The organism is Streptomyces sp. NPDC088261, assembly GCF_044740805.1.
Lineage (GTDB): Bacteria > Actinomycetota > Actinomycetes > Streptomycetales > Streptomycetaceae > Streptomyces.
Map to the genome: position 1 here is coordinate 387,206 of NZ_JBIURL010000007.1, position 19,764 is coordinate 406,969.

General features: G+C 69.8%; 14 protein-coding genes. 11 read left to right on the forward strand and 3 right to left on the reverse strand.

From position 1 onward, the window contains the following. Nucleotides 1–369: 369 nt before the first annotated feature. The 10 genes from ngcE to ACIODU_RS17145 all read left to right on the forward strand — a co-directional run bounded on the left by ngcE (nt 370) and on the right by ACIODU_RS17145 (nt 14,349). Complete coding sequence (gene ngcE / locus ACIODU_RS17100) at nt 370–1,818, forward strand: N-acetylglucosamine/diacetylchitobiose ABC transporter substrate-binding protein (RefSeq protein ID WP_356431060.1); 1,449 nt, start codon at nt 370–372, stop codon at nt 1,816–1,818. 86 nt (nt 1,819–1,904) lie between these two features. Beyond that, nucleotides 1,905–2,828, forward strand: a complete 924-nt coding sequence (locus ACIODU_RS17105) for a sugar ABC transporter permease (RefSeq protein ID WP_356431059.1) — start codon at nt 1,905–1,907, stop codon at nt 2,826–2,828. Then, nucleotides 2,828–3,745, forward strand: coding sequence for a carbohydrate ABC transporter permease (locus tag ACIODU_RS17110; RefSeq protein ID WP_356431057.1), 918 nt, complete (start codon nt 2,828–2,830; stop codon nt 3,743–3,745). Before ACIODU_RS17105 ends, ACIODU_RS17110 begins: the two co-directional genes overlap by 1 nt. Nucleotides 3,746–4,213: 468 nt before the next feature. Beyond that, a complete protein-coding gene (locus ACIODU_RS17115) occupies nt 4,214–5,413 on the forward strand; it encodes an ROK family transcriptional regulator (protein WP_356431055.1) in 1,200 nt (399 codons plus the stop codon). Between the two features lie 133 nt (nt 5,414–5,546). Next, nucleotides 5,547–6,647, forward strand: coding sequence for a sugar ABC transporter substrate-binding protein (locus ACIODU_RS17120; protein ID WP_356431100.1), 1,101 nt, complete (start codon nt 5,547–5,549; stop codon nt 6,645–6,647). A 209-nt stretch (nt 6,648–6,856) separates the two neighbouring features. Then, nucleotides 6,857–7,645: an ATP-binding cassette domain-containing protein gene (locus ACIODU_RS17125; RefSeq protein ID WP_161311885.1), complete on the forward strand. Its 789-nt coding sequence runs from the start codon at nt 6,857–6,859 to the stop codon at nt 7,643–7,645. After that, nucleotides 7,642–8,925 carry an ABC transporter permease subunit gene (locus ACIODU_RS17130; RefSeq protein ID WP_356431053.1) on the forward strand — a complete coding sequence of 428 codons (1,284 nt, stop codon included), beginning with the start codon at nt 7,642–7,644 and terminating at the stop codon, nt 8,923–8,925. Before ACIODU_RS17125 ends, ACIODU_RS17130 begins: the two co-directional genes overlap by 4 nt. Before the next feature lie 197 nt (nt 8,926–9,122). Continuing rightward, a complete protein-coding gene (gene dxs, locus ACIODU_RS17135; RefSeq protein WP_401768254.1) occupies nt 9,123–11,036 on the forward strand; it encodes a 1-deoxy-D-xylulose-5-phosphate synthase in 1,914 nt (637 codons plus the stop codon). Between the two features lie 176 nt (nt 11,037–11,212). Then, the gene (locus ACIODU_RS17140; protein ID WP_401768256.1) at nt 11,213–12,733 is read left to right on the forward strand and encodes an amino acid permease; all 1,521 of its coding nucleotides are present in this window, start codon (nt 11,213–11,215) and stop codon (nt 12,731–12,733) included. A gap of 17 nt (nt 12,734–12,750) precedes the next feature. After that, nucleotides 12,751–14,349, forward strand: coding sequence for a glycosyltransferase family 39 protein (locus ACIODU_RS17145; protein ID WP_401768258.1), 1,599 nt, complete (start codon nt 12,751–12,753; stop codon nt 14,347–14,349). Here the strand turns inward: ACIODU_RS17145 and ACIODU_RS17150 are convergent. Next, nucleotides 14,283–14,717: an NTP pyrophosphohydrolase gene (locus tag ACIODU_RS17150; protein WP_401768259.1), complete on the reverse strand. Its 435-nt coding sequence runs from the start codon at nt 14,715–14,717 to the stop codon at nt 14,283–14,285. The genes ACIODU_RS17145 and ACIODU_RS17150 overlap by 67 nt on opposite strands. Nucleotides 14,718–14,891: 174 nt before the next feature. On the opposite strand from ACIODU_RS17150, the gene ACIODU_RS17155 reads away from it, so the two are divergent. Beyond that, nucleotides 14,892–15,932, forward strand: a complete 1,041-nt coding sequence (locus ACIODU_RS17155; RefSeq protein WP_401768261.1) for a hypothetical protein — start codon at nt 14,892–14,894, stop codon at nt 15,930–15,932. Between the two features lie 151 nt (nt 15,933–16,083). Here ACIODU_RS17155 and ACIODU_RS17160 read toward each other — a convergent pair whose 3' ends face one another. Both ACIODU_RS17160 and ACIODU_RS17165 read right to left on the reverse strand, forming a co-directional pair. Next, nucleotides 16,084–18,210 carry a 3-hydroxyacyl-CoA dehydrogenase NAD-binding domain-containing protein gene (locus ACIODU_RS17160; RefSeq protein ID WP_401768263.1) on the reverse strand — a complete coding sequence of 709 codons (2,127 nt, stop codon included), beginning with the start codon at nt 18,208–18,210 and terminating at the stop codon, nt 16,084–16,086. Beyond that, the gene (locus ACIODU_RS17165; protein WP_401768265.1) at nt 18,207–19,427 is read right to left on the reverse strand and encodes a thiolase family protein; all 1,221 of its coding nucleotides are present in this window, start codon (nt 19,425–19,427) and stop codon (nt 18,207–18,209) included. Before ACIODU_RS17165 ends, ACIODU_RS17160 begins: the two co-directional genes overlap by 4 nt. Nucleotides 19,428–19,764: the final 337 nt, after the last annotated feature.

Genomic DNA, 19,764 nt, shown 5'->3' on the forward strand with positions numbered 1-19,764 from the left:
TCATTTCGAAGACGCCGTCGTGGTCGAATGAGGACACCACCGGCTCACATATCCGCGAGGTCTCAACTAGGGAAAGACTCCCGTCCAAACCTGCTTTCGATCTTGCTCCCCCGGCGGCAAGTGGACTATACCTGTCGGACACCGGCCCGCGAGGTTTCAAGCGGCGGGCGGATCAGGGGGAACCGGGGACGGCGGGGAGGGCTCTGCCCGCATCCGACCGGCCATTCAGGCCGTTCTCTCTGTATTCGAGCATCACAATCCTGCACGACCCAGCTTCATTTGACCGCGGTGGCGGGGCCCTTCGCCTCAGACGAGAAGGACGGGCGACCGGTACACCGCCTGAGTCCTGGAGAAGGCGAGGACTTGAGCATGGGATCCACCTCCGCTCAGCACACCAACGAGGGCCTCGGCCGTCGAGACGTGATCAAGCGATCCGCGGCGATCGGCCTGATCACGGTCCCGACGATGGGCTTCCTGGCTTCGTGCGCGAGCAGCGACAGCGGGACCGACAAGAAGGTCGAGAAGGGCAAGACGTCCGCGCAGAACCCGCTCGGGGTGAACGAGACGGCGCCGCTCGACTTCGTCCTGTTCGACGGAGGGTTCGGTACGGAGTACGCGAAGGACTCGGTCGCGCTGTTCGAGAAGGCGTACCCGAAGGCGAAGGTCAAGTTTTCTTCGACGCAGAAGATCCAGTCCGAGCTGTCGCCCCGGTTCAACGGCGGCACCCCGCCGGACCTGATCGACAACTCGGGCGCCGAGCAGATGGACATGGGCGTCCTGGTCGGCAAGAAGCAGCTGACCGACCTCACGCCGCTGCTCGACGCGCCGTCGATCGACGACCCGGCGAAGAAGGTCCGCGACACCCTGCGGCCCGGCATCGTCGAGATGGGCCAGTACGACGGCGAGCCCGTCTGGATCATGAACTACGCCTACACCGTGTACGGCGTGTGGTACTCGCAGACCGCGCTCGACAACCTCGACGCGGAGTACCCCCAGGACTGGGACGCGATGCTGGCCCTCTGCGCGAAGGCCAAGAAGAAGGGCATCGCCGGCTGGACGTACGCGGGCAAGTACCCGTACTACATCCCGTTCTCGCTGTACCCGTTCATCGGCAAGATCGGTGGCCGCGAGGTCCTCGACGCGATCGACAACCTCGAGCCCAACGCCTGGAAGAACCCGGCCGTGAAGTCCGCCTTCGAGGCGTACTACGAGCTGTACAAGAAGGGCTACATCCTCAAGGGCACCCCCGGTATCGACCACATCCAGTCGCAGACCGCGTGGACCGAGGGCAAGGCGCTGTTCATCCCGAACGGCTCCTGGGTGGAGAACGAGGCGGCGAAGACCACGCCGAAGGACTTCCAGATGAAGGTGGCCGCGCCGTCCAGCCTGGACAGCTCGGACAAGCTGCCGTTCGGCACCATCTGGGCGGGCGGCGGTGAGCCGTTCATCGTACCGGCGAAGGCCGCGAACCCGCAGGGTGGCATGGAGCAGCTGCGCGTCATGCTGAGCGAGGCCGCGTCGAAGAACTTCACCACCAAGGTGAAGTCCCTGAGCGCGTACAACGGCGGCACGGACGGGCTGACCCTCTCGACCGCGATGCAGTCGGGTGTCGACGCGTTGAAGCTCGCGGGTGACAACGTGCTCAACCCGCGGCTCCAGGACTGGTACGTGGCTCTCCAGAAGGAGAAGATCGGTACCGGCGTCCTCGGTGAGCTGATGGCCGGCCGCATCACGCCGGCCGAGGCCGTCAAGAAGGCCCAGGGCTTCGCCGACGAAGCCGCCAAGGACACCTCGATCAAGCACTACAAGCACCAGTAGGAGCGGACGTGACCGGAAGCCCCACCGGGGCTTCCGGTTCCCCAAGCAGTACGGCGGCACCCGCCGAGGATTCGGGGTCGGGAGACATGCAACACGGCAAGTACCGGTTCATCGTGGGATTTTTGGTGGTCCCCTTGGCGATGTACACCATTTTCGTCATTTGGCCATTCATTCAGTCCATCTACTATTCGTTCACGGACTGGACCGGTCTGAGCCCCGACTTCAAGATGGTCGGCTTCGGGAACTATTCCCGTCTGCTGGACGACGACACCTTCTGGAAGTCGTTGCAGCACAGCGTTCTCCTGGCGCTGCTGCTGCCCGTCGTCGTGCTGGGTCTCGCGCTGTTCTTCTCGTTCATGCTGAACGTGGGAGGACGCCGTAAAAAGGGAGCGGCGATCGCCGGGGTCCAGGGCTCCGCCTTCTACAAGATCGTCTACTTCTTCCCGCAGGTGCTCTCGATCGCGATCGTCGCGCTGCTCTTCCAGTTCGCGTACAACCCGAACAGCGGCCTGATCAACTCCGCCCTCAGCGGGGTGGGCCTGGGCAGTGTCCAGCCGGAGTGGCTGGGCGACCCGGATCTCGCGCTGTGGTGCGTGATGGCCGTCCTGGTCTGGAGCCAGGTCGGCTTCTTCGTCGTCCTGTTCTCCGCGGGCATGGCCTCCATCCCGAAGGACTTCTACGAGGCGGCGCTGCTGGACGGCGCCAGCCGGGTCACCACGTTCTTCCGCATCACCCTGCCGCTGCTCTGGGACACCGTGCAGTCGGGCTGGGTCTACATGGGCATCCTCGCCCTGGGCGCGGAGTCGTTCGCCGTCGTCCAGATCATCACCGTCGGCCCGGGCGGGCCGGACGGTTCCACCAGTGTGCTGACGTTGCTCGTCTACCAGAAGGCGTTCCGTGACGGTCAGGCCGGATACGCGACCACGATCGGCGTCGCCCTTCTCATCGTCACACTGATCTTCTCCGCCGTCGTGATGCGGCTGGGTCGGCGTGAGCGGCTGGAGTTCTGATGAAGACCACTGACACCCCTCCTCCTCCCGCCGAGACCGTCGAGGCGCGGCCGGTCGTCAAGAAGCTGGCGGCCCCGTCCGGCAAGGACCGCAGCGGCGGCGTCCTCAACGTCTTCTCGCACGGCGTCCTGGTCATCTGGGCCGTGCTGGTCGTGCTGCCGCTGCTCTGGGCGGTGATGACGTCCTTCAAGGACGACAAGTCGATCCTGACCTCGCCGTGGGCGCTGCCGGACAAGCTGCACTTCGAGAACTGGTCGCGGGCCTGGACCCAGGCGCACATGAGCGACTACTTCCTCAACACCATCCTGGTGGTGGCCGGTTCGCTCGTCGGCACGCTGCTGCTCGGCTCGATGGCCGCGTACGTCCTGGCACGCTTCGAGTTCCCGGGCAACCGCTTCATCTACTTCCTGTTCGTGGGCGGGATGAGTTTCCCGGTCATCCTGGCGCTCGTGCCGCTGTTCTACGTCATGAACAACCTGGGCCTGCTGAACACCATCCACGGCCTGATCCTGGTGTACATCGCCTACTCGCTGCCGTTCACGGTGTTCTTCCTGACGTCGTTCTTCAAGACGCTGCCCACGTCGGTCGCGGAAGCGGCGATCATCGACGGGGCCTCGCACACGCGGACGTTCTTCCAGGTGATGCTGCCGATGGCCAAGCCCGGCCTGATCAGCGTCGGCATCTTCAACTTCCTCGGCCAGTGGAACCAGTACCTGCTGCCGACGGTGCTCAACACCGACCCGGACAAGAAGGTCCTCACCCAGGGGCTCGTCCAGCTCGCGAGCAGCCAGGGCTACAAGGGGGACTGGTCCGGTCTCTTCGCCGGCCTCGTGATGGCGATGCTCCCGGTGCTGGGGGCCTACATCATCTTCCAGCGCCAGGTGGTGGCCGGGCTGACGGCGGGCGCGCTCAAGTAGCGGTCACGCTCAAGTAACGGTTCCGAGGGCGGAGATAACGGTTCCGCATCCGTACAGCATCCGTACCCGTGACGCGGTGGAAGGGCCCCGGCAGACGCCGGGGCCCTTCCCGCTGTCCCCGTACAGGCGTGCCCCGCGTGAGGGATATGTCTCCTTCGGTGTCCGAATATCGCCGCTGGAACCGGCCACCGGGCCGGGAAGGACAGAAGGGAAACGCTCCCCGGCGGGCCGGGGCCCAAGGTCACGCGGCCCAGGCGCCGCATGATCCGACGCCGGATCAGAGGTGGTCGGACCCGGTCGCTCCGTGAACTCGGCGACGGTCCCGCCCCGTTCAAGGTCTTGACGGGGGACCGCCCGAAAGGCTGAGCTTAGGCTTCACAAGTTGGAGATACGTCGGGGTCTCATTGGCGCGACCCCGGCCGGGGGACGGTCGTCGTGCCGTCCGCCAAGGGCGGGAGTGGATGAGTCGTGGAGACTCCAGGGTCGCAGTCGTCGCTGCACCGGGCCAACCTCGAAAGGGTCGTACGTGCGGTACGCATGGCGGGCGCGCTCACCCAGGCGGAGATCGCCAGGAGCACAGGCCTGTCGGCGGCGACCGTCTCCAACATCGTCCGGGAGCTGAAGGACGGCGGCACCGTCGAGGTGACGCCCACCTCCGCGGGCGGCCGCCGGGCCCGCAGCGTCTCGCTCAGCGGGGACGCCGGCATCGTCATCGGAGTCGACTTCGGACACACCCATCTGCGGGTGGCCGTGGGGAATCTGGCGCACCAGGTGCTCGCGGAGGAGTCCGAGCCACTGGACGTGGACGCCTCCTCGGCGCAGGGTTTCGGCCGGGCCGAGGAACTGGTCGAGCGGCTGATCGTGACCACCGGCGTCAACCGCCAGAAGGTGATCGGCGTGGGCCTCGGCGTGCCGGGACCCATCGACGTCGAGTCGGGCACGCTCGGCTCCACCTCGATCCTGCCGGGCTGGACGGGGATCAACCCCAGCGAGGAACTGGCCGCGCGCCTGGGGGTGCCGGTGTACGTCGACAACGACGCCAACCTCGGCGCGCTGGGCGAGCTGGTGTGGGGGAGCGGGCGCGGGGTCAGGGACCTGGCGTACATCAAGGTCGCCAGCGGGGTCGGCGCGGGACTGGTCATAGACGGCCAGATCTACCGGGGGCCCGGCGGTACGGCGGGGGAGATCGGGCACATCACGCTGGACGAGTCGGGGCCGGTCTGCCGCTGCGGGAACCGGGGCTGCCTGGAGACCTTCACGGCGGCCCGTTACGTACTCCCCCTCCTCCAGTCGAGCCACGGCGCCGACCTCACCATGGAACGGGTGGTCCAGCTCGCCAGGGACGGCGACCCTGGCTGCCGCCGGGTGGTGGGGGACGTGGGCCGTCACATCGGCAGCGGGGTGGCCAATCTCTGCAACCTCCTGAACCCCAGCCGGGTGGTGCTCGGCGGTGATCTGGCGGAGGCTGGGGAGCTGGTGCTCGGGCCGATAAGGGAGTCGGTCTCCCGGTACGCGATCCCGAGCGCGGCGCGACAGCTCTCGGTGCTCCCGGGGGCGCTCGGCAGCCGGGCGGAAGTGCTGGGCGCGCTGGCCCTGGTCCTGAGCGAAATGGGCGATTCGTCCCTAATTGAGAACGCTTTGCCGGTCGCCACGCCTGCCTTCACTTAGATAACAAATGGCACCGTTGTCATCTCGTTAAGGATTTACTCCTTGACGTCGGCCTCAGGGGCGAGTTGACTTCCAGCCACCTCGGCCGCAACGACGCGGCCTCGTCAGGGAGGTTTCTGAAGTGAACGCGAATATGCGTCGTGCCGCCGTGGCCGCAGCAGCCACCGCGATGGCTGTGTCTCTCGCCGCCTGTGGTAGTGCCAAGGAGTCCGGCGACAAGGCGGACGCCCCCAAGACCGTCAAGACGGACGCGATCAAGGTCGGGCTTCTCCTTCCGGAGAACCAGACCGCGCGGTACGAGAAGCTCGACCGGCCGCTGATCGAGAAGAAGATCAAGGAACTCACCAACGGCAAGGCCAGCATCGTCTACGCCAACGCCAAGCAGGATGCGTCGGTGCAGAACCAGCAGGTCGACGCGATGATCACCAACAAGGTGAACGTGCTGATCGTGGACGCGGTGGACTCCAAGGCCATAGCCGGCTCGGTCCAGAAGGCCAAGGACGCCGGCATCCCCGTCGTCGCCTACGACCGTCTGGCCGAGGGCCCGATCGACGCCTACACCTCCTTCGACAACGAAGAGGTCGGCAAGGTCCAGGGCCAGGCGCTCCTGGACGAGCTGGGCGACAAGGCCTCCAAGGGCGACATCGTCATGATGAACGGCGCCGTCACCGACCCGAACGCCGCCCTGTTCAAGAAGGGCGCCCATTCGGTGCTCGACGGCAAGGTGAAGATCGGCAAGGAGTACGACACCAAGGAGTGGAAGCCGGAGAACGCCAACGCCAACATGGAGGCGGCGATCTCGGCCCTCGGCAAGAAGAACATCGTCGGGGTCTACTCCGCCAACGACGGCATGGCCGGCGGTATCATCACCGCCCTCACCGGCGCCGGCATCAAGCCGCTGCCCCCCGTCACCGGCCAGGACGCCGAGCTCGCGGGCGTGCAGCGCATCGTCTCGGGCACGCAGTTCATGAGTGTCTACAAGCCGTACGGCCAGGAAGCGGACATCGCCGCGCAGATGGCGGTCGCGCTGGCCAAGGGCGAGAAGCTCGACTCGGTCACCAAGACCACGGTCGACAGCCCCACCACCAAGGGCGTGCCGTCGGTGCTGGTCCCGGTCGTCTCGCTGACCAAGGCCAACATCAACGACACCGTCATCAAGGACGGCCTGTACTCGGTCCAGGAGATCTGCACCGCGCAGTACAAGGCCGCTTGTGACGCCGCCGGCGTGAAGTAGGTCCGTACCGGGTCCGCCCGGTGACCTGCTCCCGGTGAAAAAGCCTGTCCGGCACCCCGCCCATCAACAGCCCCGCAGCCGGGGCGGGGTGCCGGACGGAACCTCACCCCAGGCCGCCGGCTCCCGCGGCCCTCTTCGTCTGTTCTCTTCTGCTCGACCTCCGCGCCTCCCCCAGGTGCGGCATCCCCGCCGGTCAGGCGGCGAAGGAGATGGTTCATGTGACCGCTACGCCCGTGTTGGCGTTGCGAGGGGTCTCCAAGCGATTCGGTGCCGTCCAGGCGCTCACCGATGTAGAGCTTGAGGTCCACTCCGGTGAGGTGCTCGCCCTCGTGGGCGACAACGGCGCCGGAAAATCAACGCTGGTGAAGACCATCGCCGGTGTGCACCCCATCGATGACGGCGTCATCGAGTGGGAAGGCGGCGCGGTGTCCATCGGCCGGCCGCACGACGCCCAGAACCTGGGCATCGCGACCGTCTACCAGGACCTCTCGCTCGCCGACAACATCGACGTCGTGGGCAACCTGTACCTCGGCCGGGAACTCCGCCGCTGGGGCATCCTCAACGAGGTCGAGATGGAGCGCCGCTCACGCGAGCTCCTCGACACGCTGTCGATCCGCATACCCAGCGTCCGCATCCCCATCGCCTCCCTCTCCGGCGGCCAGCGCCAGACCGTGGCGATCGCCCGCTCCATGCTCGGCGAGCCCAAGCTCGTGATCCTCGACGAGCCGACCGCCGCCCTGGGCGTCGAGCAGACGGCCCAGGTGCTCGACCTGGTCGAGCGGCTGCGGGAGCGCGGCCTCGCCGTCCTCCTCATCAGCCACAACATGGCCGACGTCAAGGCCGTCGCCGACAAGGTCGCCGTGCTCAGGCTCGGCAGGAACAACGGCGTCTTCGACGTCAAGACCACGTCGCAGGAAGAGATCATCGCCGCCATCACCGGTGCCACGGACAACGCCGTGACCCGCCGTGCGTCGCGCAATGTGGAGGTTCAGAAGTGAGTATCGACAAGGCCTCCACGCCGGCGCCCGTCGACGCCCCGGCGCCCGCGCCGGGCGCGTCCACCGTCGTCGACCCGCGGCTCCTCGTACGCGAGCAGGGATTCGGCGGTTACGTCTCCGAGTTCAAGCGCAAGATCCGCGCGGGCGACCTGGGCTCCATGCCCGTCGTCGTCGGCCTGATCATCATCTGGGCGATCTTCACCAGCCTCAACTCGAACTTCCTGACGGCCGGCAACCTCTCCGACATCTCCGTCGCCATGGTCGGCACGGGCATGATCGCCGTCGGTATCGTCTTCGTCCTGCTGCTCGGCGAGATCGACCTGTCGGTCGGCTCGGTCAGCGGTGTCGCGGGCGCCGCCTTCGCCGTCCTCAGCGTCACCCACGGCATGAACGAATGGCTGGCACTCGTGCTCGCCATCGTCACCGGTACGGTCGCCGGCGCGCTCCACGGCTTCGTCTTCGCGAAGATCGGTGTGCCCGCCTTCGCCGTGACGCTGGCCGGTCTGCTGTTCTGGAACGGCTTCATGCTCCAGATCCTCGGCAGCGACGGCACGATCAACCTGCCCAACGACGGTGTCCTGGCCAAGATGACCACCTACTACTTCACGGACGTGGCGGCCTCCTACGGCCTCGCCGTCGTCGCCGTGGCGGTGTTCTTCCTCACGTCGTTCACGGAGAACCGCCGCCGCGAGGCCGCCGGGGTCCCCTCCCGGCCGGTCGGCGAGATCGTCCTGCGTACGGCGCTGCTCGCGGTGCTGGCCTTCGGCGTGGCGATCGTCTACAACCAGAACAAGGGCCTGCCCCTCGCGGTCGTGATCTTCCTCGTGGTGCTGGTCGTCACCGACTTCGTCCTGCGCCGCACCACGTACGGCCGCAAGGTCTTCGCCCTCGGCGGCAGCGTCGAGGCCTCGCGGCGCGCCGGTATCAACGTCGCGGCGATCCGGATCTCGGTCTTCGCGATCGCCGGTACGTTCGCGGCCGTCGGCGGTCTCTTCCTCGCCTCCAAGATCCAGGCGGCGAACCAGGGCGCCGGCGCGGGCGACCTCCTGATGAACGCCATCGCGGCGTCCGTCATCGGCGGCACCAGCCTCTTCGGAGGCCGTGGCCGCACCTGGAACGCACTGCTCGGTGTGCTGGTCATCGTCTCGATCCAGTACGGCCTGGCCCTCCAGGGCATCGCCTCGCCGATCCAGTACATGATCACCGGCGCGGTACTGCTGGCGACGGTGGTCATCGACGCCGTCACCCGTAAGACCCAGAAGAGCGCGGGTCGCGCCTGACCGCGGTTCCCGCGGGCCTGTGCCCGGCACCCGAACCCTGGGTGCCGGGCACAGCCGTGTTCCGGGGGCCGCAGATATGACGTACATACAGCCGATCGGGTGACATACAACGCACAGCCCGCCCACGGAGTGCGCGAGCGGAACATTAGACTCGGCGGATCGGCAAGCTCGACCAGCTCAAACCCAAGGAGGCACGGGTGGCGTTGCTGACCCACATCAGGGGACCGCGCGATCTGGACCGGCTCGGCCCGGAGCAGCTGGAGCAGTTGGCCGGAGAGATCCGGTCCTTTCTCGTGGACGCGGTCTCCAAGACCGGTGGCCACCTCGGACCCAACCTCGGTGTGGTCGAGCTGACCATCGCCCTGCACCGCGTGTTCGAGTCCCCGAAGGACCGTGTCCTCTTCGACACGGGCCACCAGTCCTACGTGCACAAGCTGCTCACAGGGCGCCAGGACTTCTCCCGGCTCAAGAGCAAGGGCGGACTCTCCGGCTACCCCTCCCGCGCCGAGTCCGACCACGACGTCATCGAGAACTCGCACGCCTCCACCGTGCTGGGCTGGGCGGACGGACTCGCCAAGGCCAACCAGGTGCTGAGGAAGGACGACCACGTCGTCGCCGTCATCGGGGACGGCGCGCTCACCGGCGGCATGGCCTGGGAGGCGCTGAACAACATCGCCGCCGCCAAGGACCGCCCGCTCGTCATCGTGGTGAACGACAACGAGCGCTCGTACGCGCCGACCATCGGCGGCCTCGCGAACCACCTCGCGACCCTGCGGACCACCGACGGCTACGAGCGCTTCCTGGCCCGCGGCAAGGACCTCCTGGAGCGCACCCCCGTCGTCGGCAGGCCGCTGTACGAGACCCTGCACGGCGCGAAGAAGGGCCTCAAGGACTTCATCGCCCCCCAGGGCATGTTCGAGGACCTCGGCCTCAAGTACGTCGGCCCGATCGACGGGCACGACATCGAGGCGCTGGAGTCCGCGCTCCTGAGGGCGAAGCGTTTCGGCGGTCCCGTCATCGTGCACTGCCTGACCGAGAAGGGCCGCGGCTACAAGCCGGCCGAGCAGGACGAGGCGGACCGGTTCCACGGCATCGGCCCCATCCACCCCGACACCGGCCTGCCCATCGCCGCCGCGGGGATGGACTGGACCTCGGTGTTCGGCGAGGAGATGGTCAAGCTCGGCACGGAACGGGAGGACATCGTCGCCATCACCGCCGCGATGCTCCAGCCGGTCGGCCTCGCCGCGTTCGCCAAGACGTTCCCCGACCGGGTGTACGACGTCGGCATCGCCGAGCAGCACGGAGCGACCTCCGCGGCCGGCCTGGCCACCGGCGGGCTGCACCCCGTCTTCGCCGTCTACGCGACCTTCCTCAACCGCGCCTTCGACCAGGTGCTGATGGACGTCGCCCTGCACCGCTGCGGTGTGACGTTCGTCCTGGACCGGGCGGGCGTCACCGGCACCGACGGCGCCTCGCACAACGGCATGTGGGACATGTCGATCCTCCAGTGCGTCCCCGGCCTGCGCATCGCCGCGCCGCGCGACGCCGACCAGGTCCGCTCCCAGCTGCGCGAGGCCGTCGCCGTGGACGACGCGCCGACCGTGGTCCGCTTCTCGAAGGGCGCGGTCGGCCCCGCGGTGGCCGCCGTCGGCAGGGTCGGCGGGATCGACCTCCTGCGCACGACCGACGAGGGCACGGCCGACGTGCTGCTGGTCTCCGTCGGCGCGCTCGCCCCGATGTGCCTGGAGATCGCCGGCCTCCTCGACAAGCAGGGCATCACGACGACGGTCGTCGACCCGCGCTGGGTCAAGCCCGTCGACGAGGCGCTCGTGCCGCTCGCCGAGCAGCACCGCGTGGTGGTCACGGTCGAGGACAACAGCCGCGTCGGCGGCGTCGGTTCGGCGATCGCCCAGGCACTGCGCGACGCCGGGGTCGACGTACCGCTGCGGGACTTCGGCATCCCGCCGCGCTTCCTGGACCACGCGTCCCGCAAGGAGGTCCTCGCCGAGATCGGGCTGACCGCCCCGGACATCGCCCGTCAGGTCACCGGCCTGGTCGCGAAGTTGGACGGCCGGCTGGCGGACTCGCCCACCGAGGTCGCCCGCGACTGAGCGACCCGGCCCGGACCCGCCCGTACAGGCCGGGCGCGTACCGGATCCGACGGTCCCGGGGCCGGTCGGACCGCCTCATCCAGGCGGTCCGACCGGCCCACCCGTGTGAAATACGCCGTTACGGGGTACCCGGGGTCGATCATGTCCGGGGGCGACGCGCGCACGGAGGTACGCCGATGAGGACGCAGCAGGATCTGGAGCATGGCAACAAGGACCTGCCGGCCGGCAGCGGCATGTTCCGTACCAAATCCGTCGAGCAGTCCTTCCGCGACACCGAGGACCCCGAGTTCGCGCTCAAGAAGTCCCTCTCCGCCCTGGACCTCACCGTCTTCGGTGTCGGTGTGATCATCGGTACGGGCATCTTCGTCCTCACCGGCAAGGTCGCCAGGGACACCGCGGGACCCGCCACCGCCCTCGCGTTCGTCACCGCCGGGGTCGTGTGCGCGCTCGCCGCCCTCTGCTACGCCGAGTTCGCCTCGACCGTGCCGGTCGCCGGATCCGCGTACACCTTCTCCTACGCCTCCCTCGGCGAACTGCCCGCCTGGATCATCGGCTGGGACCTCGTCCTCGAACTGGCCCTGGGCTCCGCGGTCGTGGCCGTCGGCTGGTCCGGCTATCTGCGCTCCCTGCTCGACACCGCCGGATTCCACCTCCCCGCCGCCCTGTCCGGCACCCACGACGGGACCTTCGGCTTCGACCTCCTCGCGTGCCTGCTGGTGCTCGCCCTGACCGGCATCCTCGTCGCCGGGATGAAGCTCTCCTCGCTCATCACGAACGTCATCGTCGCCGTCAAGGTCACCGTCGTCCTCATCGTGATCGTCGTGGGCGCGTTCCTGGTCAAGGGCGCCAACTACCAGCCGTTCGTCCCGCCGGCCGAGAGCACCAGTGGCGGCAGCGGCCTCCAGGCGCCCCTCGTCCAGCTGCTCTTCGGCTACACCCCCACCGACTTCGGCGTCCTCGGCGTCTTCACCGGCGCGGCCGTCGTCTTCTTCGCCTTCATCGGCTTCGACGTCGTCGCCACCGCCGCCGAGGAGACCCGCAACCCGCAGCGGGACGTCCCGCGCGGCATCCTCGGCTCCCTCCTCATCTGCACCGTGCTGTACGTGGCCGTCTCGCTCGTCGTCACCGGAATGCAGAAGTACACCGAACTGTCCGTCGACGCGCCCCTCGCCGACGCCTTCAAATCCGTCGGACACCCCTTCTGGGCCGGCCTGATCAGCTTCGGCGCCGCCGTCGGGCTCACCTCCGTCTGCATGATCCTGCTGCTCGGCCAGACCCGGGTGTTCTTCGCCATGAGCCGCGACGGACTGCTCCCGATGACGTTCTCCCGCGTCCACCCCCGCTTCGGCACGCCCTACCGCTCGACCCTCCTCCTCGGGTCGATCGTCGCGGCCGTCGCCGGCTTCACCTCCATCGACGAACTGGCCTCCCTGGTGAACATCGGCACGCTCTTCGCGTTCATCGTCGTCGCGATCGGCGTGGTCCTGCTGCGCCGCCAACGGCCCGACCTGCCCCGCTCGTTCCGTACCCCCCTCGTGCCGTTCGTCCCGATCGCGTCCGTGCTCGCCTCGCTCTGGCTGATGCTCAACCTGCCCGCCGAGACGTGGCTGCGGTTCGGGATCTGGATGCTGGTCGGTTGCGCGGTCTACCTGGTGTACGGACGAGGGCACAGCCGCCTCGGCCGCTCCTCCCGCTGACGGCGGTACGCCCCCGCATGCTCGCCGAGCCGCCGCCCGCCGCCCTGGAAGCCCCGGGGCCCGCCGCCCCCGTACCCCCACCGCCCCGCACCGGCCAGGACCCGGACGCCACCCCCAACGTCCCGCGCCCGCGCGCCCGCGCCGACCACCCCAGCGACCGGGCCGCGGGCTACTGGCGGCGGCTGCTCCCCCTCCTCGCCCTCCTGGCGCTCGTCACCCGGCTGCCCTCCTTCCGCCGCCCGCTGTGGAGCCCCGACGAGGGCTATCTGGCCGTCCAGGCCCGGATGCTGGCCGACGGGGGAGTGCTGTACGACACCGTCGTCGACCGGAAACCACCCCTGCTGCCCTGGCTGTACGAAGCCACCTTCACCGTCCTCGGCGACTCCACCCTGACCGGCGTACGCGCCCTCGCCGTCCTCGCCCACCTGCTCACCGCCGCGCTCCTCGCCGCCACCGCGCGCGACCGCCGTGGCGACCGGGCCGGCCGTACCGCCGGGGTGCTGTACCTGCTCGTCTCCGTCGGCCTCAACCCCGAGGACACCCAGGCCGCCACCTTCGAGGTCTTCATACTGCCGTTCACCGCGGCCGCCATGTGGTGTGCGGGAAGGGCCCGTTGGGGCGCCGCCGGACTCGCGGTCGCCGGGGCGCTGCTCACGAAACAGACCGGCGGAGCCGTCCTCCTGCCCGTCCTGTGGCTGCTCGCCCGCACCCCGCGCGCCCGCACCGGGCTGCCCCGCCTCGCGGCCGGACTCACCCTGCCCCTCCTCGCCGCCGCCCTGCTCACCACCCCGTCCGGGCTCCTCTTCTGGACCGTCACCGGATCCGGCTCGTACGCCACCCCCACCGGCTCCGAACTCCACGTCCTCCTCCGGGCGGTGGCCAACACCGCCCTCCTCGCCCTCGGCTGCCTGGGCCTGCTCCCGCCCCTGCTGCGCCTCGCGCGCAGGGCGGCCCCGCGCGCCGACGGCGACCTGTGGCTGTGGCTCGCGGCCTCGGCCGTCGCCGTCCTCACCGGCTTCCACTTCTTCGGCCACTACTTCCTCCAACTCCTGCCGCCCCTGGTCCTGCTGGCGACCGAAGGACTCCACCTCCTGCCCCGCCACCGCCTCACCGCCACGCTCACCACCGCGGCCTGCACCTGCGCGCTGTTCCTCGCCTGGGGCGTCCTCGCGCCCCGCCCCGAACTGGCCCACGCCCAGCGCCTCGCGGACGCCGTACGCGCCCGCACGGCGCCCGCGGAGCGGGTGCTGGTGTGGGGGATACACCCCGAGACGTACTGGTTCGCCGACCGCGCCCCGGCCAGCCGCTACCTGACGGCGGGACTGCTCACCAACTACAGCGGGGGCCGCGACGGACCACGGGTCGGCGAGGCGTACGCCGTCGCGGGCGCCTGGCCCGCGCTCACCGCCGAACTCCGCGCCCACCCGCCGGCCCTGATCGTCGACGACTCGCGCGGCAAGCCCTTCGCGCCGGAACGGCTGCCCACCCTGCGCCGCTTCCTGGCCCGCCACTACGAGCCGCTGCCGGACCGGGTCGACGGCGCGGTGATCTACGTACCGTCACCGGCTTCCGGTGTACCGTCGCCGCGTTCTGACGGATCGTCACCAAGCCGCTGACGTACGGCCGAAGGTCCCACGCACGACGCCCCGTACGCCGTCACCCGGCGGCGCAGCTCCCGGTCGGCCGTGGCGACCACACAGCCGCGGCCCGCCGCCGCGGCCTCCGCCGCCAGCTCCACGATCCGGTCGTCGCCGCTGCCCGGCGCCGGCTCGACCCGTACCCTCGGCACGGACTCCACGCCCCGGGCCGCGCCCTCGACCACGAGCACGGTCTCCACCGGCCCCGGATGGCCGGCCACCCCCCGCTCGCCGTACGGCACCAGGGCGTCGCGCAGCCGTTCGTTGGCCCCGCGCCGGTCGCGCCACCACCCGTCGGGGACCGAACCGACCACGTTGGCCGCGTCGACAACCAGCAGAATCCTCATCCGGGCAGCCTGGCACAGGCGCGGGCCGTGCCCGGGTCACGGACCACCCGTCGGCGAGCGCGGGCCAGGGGGCGGACGGGGGGACGGCGGCGGGTAAAGTCGCCAACTGAGTTTTCCGCGACCGCGGAACGCTCCCATCCGTGTCATCGGCGTCCAGGAAGGCGGCTGCGGGGCATGACCACCGGCTGGCTGCTGCGCGGCAAGGACGACAGGCTGACGGCGTACGCCGCGACGGCGGACGGCGTCCTGCGGTGGACGGAGACCCTGCCGGGCGGCCCCGGCTGGACCGGTCCCGAACTGCTGCCCTTCCCGGGCCTGTTGCCCCATCTGGCGTTCGCCCAGACCGCCGAGGGCTATGTGCACCTGCTGGGGGTACGGGAACGCCCGCGCCCCGACGGGCCGAGGAACCGGGACGTCGTGCACGCGGTGCAGTTCCAGACGGGCCGCGCGCTGCGGGACTGGCAGTCCCTGGGCACCCCGCACACCAAGGACATGAAGGCCGCCGCGCGGATCGGCCGCCCGACGGCGGTCATCGACGCGCGGGGCGCGCTGCACCTGTTCGTACGCAACGGCAACGGCAACCTCTCCTACCGCAACCAGTCGCCCACCGGCCGCTGGCTCGGCTGGGGCGGCGCCCCGGTGACGGGCGAGAAGCTGACGGGCGAGGCGGGCGCGGCCATCACCGACGACGGACAGATCGAGATACTGGCGGCGGCCCCCGGCCTGATGACGCACTGGCGCAGGCCCAAACTCGACGTGAAGCCGGAGCGGGCCGAGGAGGGCAGCGAGCCGGCGGCGTCGGCGGACGCGGTCACCGGCCTGTGCACGGCGCCCGGCCGGCTGACCCACTTCTGGCGCGACACCAGCACCGGCACGGTCCTCGCCTGGCGGCCCGGCACGGACCCGCTGGACCTCGGCGGCGCGGGCACCGGACTGCCGGCCCTGCTCCGCACCCGGATCGACGGCCTCGACTGCACCATCCTGGCCGGGCGGGGCACGGACGGCCGCCCGCAGGTCGCCGCGTACCCCACGGAGACCGAGGACGCCGGCCTCAACTGGACCCCGACGGGCGAGCCGTGCACCGGCGTCCCCGCCCTGGCGCTGGACGGGCTGGGACGGGTGGTCCTGGCGGCCCTGGGCGAGGACGGCTCGCTGCGGGTGACCCGGCAGAAGGACGAGCCGGGGCTGGCGCTGGAGGCCTGGAAGCAGGTCTGAGCGACCACCGTCCGAGCGACCACCGTCCGAGCGACCACCGTCCGAGCGACCACCGTCCGAGCGACCACCGGGCGGGACCGCACGGGAAACGGCGGGCGGGCCGGTACGGATGTCCCGTACCGGCCCGCCCCCTCACCCGTTCGCGTCGGCGCTACACCGGCACGCTGGCCACACCCGGCGCCAGGAACCGCTTGCCGTTCACCCGCTCCGAGACACCCTCACGGTCCAGGTACGGAGTGATGCCGCCCAGATGGAACGGCCACCCCGCGCCCGTGATCAGGCACAGGTCGATGTCCTCGGGCTCCGCGACGACACCCTCGGCCAGCATCAGCCCGATCTCCTGCGCCACCGCGTCCAGCACCCGGTCGCGCGTCTGCTCCTCGGTGAGGACGGTGTCCCCCTGGTCGAGCAGCGCGGCGACCTCCGGGTCCAGCTCCGGCTTCCCGGAGTCGTACGTGTAGAAGCCGCGCTTGCCGGCCTTCACGACCGCCGCCAGGTTCGGCGACACCGTGAAGCGGTCCGGGAACGCGCCGTGCAGGGTCTCGGAGACGTGCAGGCCGATCGCCGGGCCCACCAGCTCCAGCAGCACCAGCGGCGACATCGGCAGACCCAGCGGCTCCACGGCACGCTCGGCGACCGCGACGGGCGTGCCCTCGTCGATGACGTTCTGGATCTCGCCCATGAAGCGCGTCAGGATGCGGTTCACCACAAACGCCGGGGCGTCCTTCACCAGCACCGCGGTCTTCTTGAGCTTGCGCGCGACGCCGAACGCCGTCGCCAGCGAGGCCTCGTCGGTCCGCTCCCCGCGCACGATCTCCAGCAGCGGCAGCACCGCCACCGGGTTGAAGAAGTGGAAACCGACCACCCGCTCCGGGTGGTTCAGCTTCGACGCCATCTCGGAGACCGACAGGGACGAGGTGTTGGTCGCGAAGACGGCATGCGCCGGGGCGACCGCCTCCAGCTCCGCGAACACCTTCTGCTTGACGCCCAGTTCCTCGAACACGGCCTCGATGACGAAGTCGGCGTCCGAGAACGCCTCCGCCTTGTCCAGCACACCCGTGACCAGCGCCTTGAGCTGGTTGGACTTGTCCGGGTTGATACGAGACTTGAGGAGCAGCTTGTCGATCTCGGCGTGGACGTACGCCACGCCCTTGTCGACGCGCTCCTGGTCGATGTCCGTGAGGACGACCGGCACCTCCAGGCGCCGTACGAACAGCAGCGCCAGCTGCGAGGCCATCAGGCCCGCGCCGACGACGCCGACCTTGGTCACCGGGCGGGCCAGGCTCTTGTCCGGCGCTCCGGCGGGCCGCTTCGCGCGCTTCTGTACGAGGTTGAACGCGTAGTTCCCCGAGCGGAGTTCACCGCTGAGGATCAGTTCCGCGAGCGCGCGGTCCTCGGCGTCGAAGCCCGCCTGGAGGTCGCCGTCCTTGACGGCGGCGATGATGTCCAGCGCGCGGTACGCGGCCGGGGCCGCGCCGTGCACCTTCGCGTCGGCGATCGCCCTGCCGCGCGCCACGGCCGCGTCCCAGGCCTCGCCGCGGTCCACCTCGGGCCGTGCGACGGCCAGTTCGCCCTTGAGCACGGCGGCGGTCCAGAGGAGCGACTGCTCCAGGAAGTCGGCGCCCTCGAAGAGCGCGTCGGCGATGCCGAGGTCGTACACCTGGCCGCCCTTGAGCTGGCGGTTCTGGTTGAGCGAGTTCTCGATGATCACCGAGACCGCGCGGTCCGCGCCGATCAGGTTCGGCAGCAGCGTGCAGCCGCCCCAGCCGGGGACGAGCCCGAGGAAGACCTCGGGCAGCGAGAAGGCGGGGGTCGCGGCGGACACCGTGCGGTAGGTGCAGTGGAGGCCGATCTCGACCCCGCCGCCCATCGCCGCGCCGTTGTAGTACGCGAACGTCGGGACGGTCAGGCCCGCGAGGCGCTTGAACACGTCGTGCCCCGCGCGGCCGGACGCGAGGCCGTCCTCCAGGGTCTTGACCCCGACGAGGCCCTTGAGGTCGGCGCCGACGGCGAAGATGAACGGCTTGCCGGTGACCCCGGCGCCGACGATCGTGCCCTCGGACGCCTCCTTCTCCACCTGGTCGATCGCGGCGTCGATGTTCGCCAGCGAACGGGGGCCGAAGGTGGTGGGCTTCGTGTGGTCGAAGCCGTTGTCCAGGGTGACGAGCGCGAAGCGCCCCACCCCGCCCGGGAGGTCCACGTGGCGTACGTGCGCCTGGGTGACGACCTCGTCGGGGAACAACTCGGCGGCGCCCTTGAGGAGTTCGGCGATGCTCACTTGGTGCCTCCGTCGAAGTGCGGGTTCTCCCAGATGACCGTCGCGCCCATGCCGAAGCCGACACACATGGTGGTCAGACCGAAGCGGACGTGCGGCTGCTCCTCGAACTGCCGGGCGAGCTGCGTCATCAGCCGTACGCCGGAGGAGGCCAGCGGGTGGCCGTACGCGATGGCGCCGCCGTACTGGTTGACGCGCTCGTCGTCGTCCGCGATGCCGTAGTGGTCGAGCAGGGCGAGCACCTGTACGGCGAACGCCTCGTTGACCTCGAACAGACCGATGTCGGAGATCGACAGGCCCGCCTTGGCGAGCGCCTTCTCCGTCGCCGGGATCGGGCCGTACCCCATGACCTCGGGCTCGACGCCCGCGAAGGCGTACGACACGAGCCGCATCCTGACCGGCAGGCCGTGCTCCCGCGCGAAGTCCTCGGCGGCGATGAGGGAGGCGGTGGCGCCGTCGTTGAGGCCCGCGGCGTTGCCGGCCGTGACGCGGCCGTGCGGGCGGAAGGGCGTCTTCAGCCCGGCGAGCATCTCCAGCGTCGTGCCCGGACGCATCGGCTCGTCGGCGGTGGCCAGGCCCCAGCCCGTCTCGCCGGCGGCGGGGTCGGTGCGGCGTACGGAGATCGGCACCAGGTCCTGCTGGATCTTGCCGTTGGCGTACGCCTTGGCGGCCTTCTCCTGCGAGCGCACCGCGTACTCGTCCGCCCGCCGCTTCGTCAGGTGCGGGAAGCGGTCGTGGAGGTTCTCCGCCGTCATGCCCATGAAGAGCGCGGAGTCGTCGACGAGCTTCTCCGAGACGAAGCGGGGGTTCGGGTCGACGCCCTCGCCCATCGGGTGGCGGCCCATGTGCTCCACCCCGCCCGCGATCACGATGTCGTAGGCGCCGAACGCGATCGACCCGGCGGTGGTCGTGACGGCGGTGAGCGCGCCCGCGCACATCCGGTCGATGGAGTACCCGGGCACGGACTGCGGCAGCCCCGCGAGGATCCCGGCGGTACGGCCGAGGGTGAGGCCCTGGTCGCCGATCTGGGTGGTGGCGGCGATGGCGACCTCGTCGATGGCGGCGGGGTCGAGGTCCGGGTTGCGGCGCAGCAGCTCCCGGACGGCCTTCACGACGAGATCATCGGCACGGGTCTCGTGGTAGATGCCCTTGGGGCCCGCCTTGCCGAACGGGGTGCGGACGCCGTCGACGAAGACGACGTCCCTGACGGTACGAGGCACGATGGCTCTCCTCCAGGGGTGCGGTTGCTGGCGCCCATGCTACTCGTGGGTAACCGGCCTGCCCACCCTTGACGCTGCGCGGTGGCGCGGGTCACGCGTTGCGGGGGCGCGGCTTCCTGCTTTTGTCCTCAATCGCCGGACGGGCGCCTGCCTCCCGGTGGTGGGCGCGGCTTACTGATGTCCTCAAGCGCCGGACGGGCTTGATGGTGCCCGCTGCGGGCCGTGTTTTCTGGCGCGGGCCGGTTGCCGGGGGCCGGGCAGGGGTCGTGTCCTGCACTGCATGTTTTACGTCGCGTGCGGGGTCTTGTTTTGCGTAACGGTAGTCATGCGACACAAA

What these genes read in the sequence shown, in the direction of transcription:
- ngcE (WP_356431060.1), top strand. Translation starts at nt 370, where the DNA reads ATGGGATCCACCTCCGCTCAGCACACCAACGAGGGCCTCGGCCGTCGA.
- ACIODU_RS17105 (WP_356431059.1), top strand. Translation starts at nt 1,905, where the DNA reads ATGCAACACGGCAAGTACCGGTTCATCGTGGGATTTTTGGTGGTCCCC.
- ACIODU_RS17110 (WP_356431057.1), top strand. Translation starts at nt 2,828, where the DNA reads ATGAAGACCACTGACACCCCTCCTCCTCCCGCCGAGACCGTCGAGGCG.
- ACIODU_RS17120 (WP_356431100.1), top strand. Translation starts at nt 5,547, where the DNA reads ATGCGTCGTGCCGCCGTGGCCGCAGCAGCCACCGCGATGGCTGTGTCT.
- ACIODU_RS17125 (WP_161311885.1), top strand. Translation starts at nt 6,857, where the DNA reads ATGGTTCATGTGACCGCTACGCCCGTGTTGGCGTTGCGAGGGGTCTCC.
- ACIODU_RS17140 (WP_401768256.1), top strand. Translation starts at nt 11,213, where the DNA reads ATGAGGACGCAGCAGGATCTGGAGCATGGCAACAAGGACCTGCCGGCC.
- ACIODU_RS17145 (WP_401768258.1), top strand. Translation starts at nt 12,751, where the DNA reads ATGCTCGCCGAGCCGCCGCCCGCCGCCCTGGAAGCCCCGGGGCCCGCC.
- ACIODU_RS17150 (WP_401768259.1), bottom strand. Translation starts at nt 14,717, where the DNA reads ATGAGGATTCTGCTGGTTGTCGACGCGGCCAACGTGGTCGGTTCGGTC.
- ACIODU_RS17155 (WP_401768261.1), top strand. Translation starts at nt 14,892, where the DNA reads ATGACCACCGGCTGGCTGCTGCGCGGCAAGGACGACAGGCTGACGGCG.